At 42.3% G+C, this 1861-nt stretch carries 2 protein-coding genes and 2 pseudogenes; 1 reads left to right on the forward strand and 3 read right to left on the reverse strand.

The window, feature by feature from the left end:
- Positions 1-673 (forward strand): annotated as a pseudogene (locus F6K37_RS40410) (NB-ARC domain-containing protein); the annotation flags it as partial.
- Between the two features lie 192 nt (positions 674-865).
- Here the strand turns inward: F6K37_RS40410 and F6K37_RS40415 are convergent.
- The 3 genes and pseudogenes from F6K37_RS40415 to F6K37_RS40425 form a co-directional block, all read right to left on the reverse strand.
- A complete protein-coding gene (locus F6K37_RS40415) occupies positions 866-1168 on the reverse strand; it encodes a type II toxin-antitoxin system VapC family toxin (protein WP_008188255.1) in 303 nt (100 codons plus the stop codon).
- A 2-nt stretch (positions 1169-1170) separates the two neighbouring features.
- Positions 1171-1392 (reverse strand): hypothetical protein, encoded by a 222-nt coding sequence (locus F6K37_RS40420; RefSeq protein WP_008188253.1) that lies wholly within the window; start codon positions 1390-1392, stop codon positions 1171-1173.
- A gap of 96 nt (positions 1393-1488) precedes the next feature.
- Positions 1489-1861 (reverse strand): annotated as a pseudogene (locus F6K37_RS40425) (hypothetical protein); the annotation flags it as partial.

A 1861-nucleotide genomic window follows, 5' to 3' on the forward strand; every position in this document is an offset into this window, starting at 1 on the left:
TGTGGCCTTAGCCCCCCACTTTCCTCAAGTGTTACCGGAAGCCTTAGATTGCGCCAGAGGGATTTCCGATGAAAAATACCGAGCCGATGCCTTAGGAGCCTTAGCCCCCCACTTTCCCGATGTGTTACCGGAAGCTTTAGATTGCGGCAGAAGGATTTCTGATGAATTCCACCGAGCATTAGCCTTAGGAAACTTAGCCCCCCACTTACCGGATGTGTTGTTACCCCAAGCCTTAGATTGCGCCAGAGGGCTTTCCCATCAATCACACCGAGCATTCGCCTTAACAGCCTTAGCCCCCCACTTTCCCGATGTGTTACCTCAAGCCTTAGATTGCGCCAGAGGGATTTCCGATAAATCAGACCGAGCATTAGCCTTAGTGGCCTTAGCCCCTCACTTACCCAATGTGTTACCGGAAGCCTTAGATTGCGCCAGAGGGATTGGGGATGAAAAAAACCGAGCTCATGCCTTACAGGACTTAATTAAGACCTTAACTCCTTCCTCGGTTGATTTTCCTTTTTGGCAACAAATTATTGATAGTTTAGCTAGTCTAACCCGTCCCAATTTTCTTAAAGCTCTTCCTGAATTAGCGCCTTTAATCATCAAGTTTGGGGGTATTGAAGCCCTAAGAGAAACGGTGGCAGCGGTTGATGATGTTAGTCGATGGTGGCAGTAGGAAATAGGGAGTAGGGAATCGGGAATCGGGAATCGGGAAGAAATAAGAGTTAATCAAGGATAGAGGAATTATAATTAGCTTTAGTGAGTGTGAAGGGAACCAGTTTTAGGATGCAGTTGATGCCTGTGCCATGGGGAATAATAGCCCTGAAATAAAGTTCATAAAATACAGAGCAACATTGCATCCCTAATTTCAAAATCTAATATCTTGCCATCTTCGAGACTCAAGGAAACGACTTAGATGTTTAACATTAGTGGTAGCAATAACTAAACGTTGTCCTAAGTTTTCTTGTTGAAATAGTTGACACTGAGCAGCAATTATCACATCATTATCAATAGTTTTGTCATCAGCGGTCGGCATTCCTTGATGGCGAGACATTGCCCAAAGTTGAGCAGCATGACGCATAACCGGTTGAGTTATCGATTGTTGTGCTTCTAATTTGTCATTGGGAGAAGATAATAACCCTAAAACGCCTGTATCTACAAAAACAATCATTATTAGCTATATAGCTTAGAGCCTTCTGGACGAAAACTATCAATAATTTGTTTAAATTTATCTAAATCTTCCTGTCTAATTTTAGCTTCTTCTTGAGTGATTTCCTCTTCAAGGCGTTTTCTTAGCCATGCCAGAGCAGGTTGATTGAGTTTAATTTGTTCTTCAACAGTTTTCCCTCTATGTCTTAAGTAGGGGCCAAAATGACTTTGAGTATTCTTTGCCATAGATATTAAAACCTTGTTTACTTAATGGTTTACTTCATTTAGTATAGCGCTTATCAATTAGATGAGGTACTTGGGGGTACATTTCATAGTAAGCATTCAGATATGGTTTAAAGTCATAATCCCGACTAAAATTTCCAGCAACTCGGTTAGCTCTTCTGGGACGATGTAGCGCTTGGGGTCTTGTTGTATGGAACGTTCTTGGCGATTAAAAGTACCGAAACGCCAGTCTTCTCCGGTGGTAACAATGCCATACAAAATTCTCTGGTCAGACTGGAGCCACTGATCAAGGGCAACCAATTCCACTGCCAGTTGAGTGAAGCCCCGTACCAGATCAGATTGTTTGGCTTCGATCACAATCAGGTTATGGTTAGCAATGTAATAATCTAAAGTTCCCCGCAGGTGTTCGTTAACAGCAATAGAATATTCAATGTAAATGCGGTGATTAGTTAGATCGACTACTTCAAACAGA

This window comes from Moorena sp. SIO4E2 (assembly GCF_010671945.1).
Taxonomy (GTDB): domain Bacteria; phylum Cyanobacteriota; class Cyanobacteriia; order Cyanobacteriales; family Coleofasciculaceae; genus Moorena; species Moorena producens.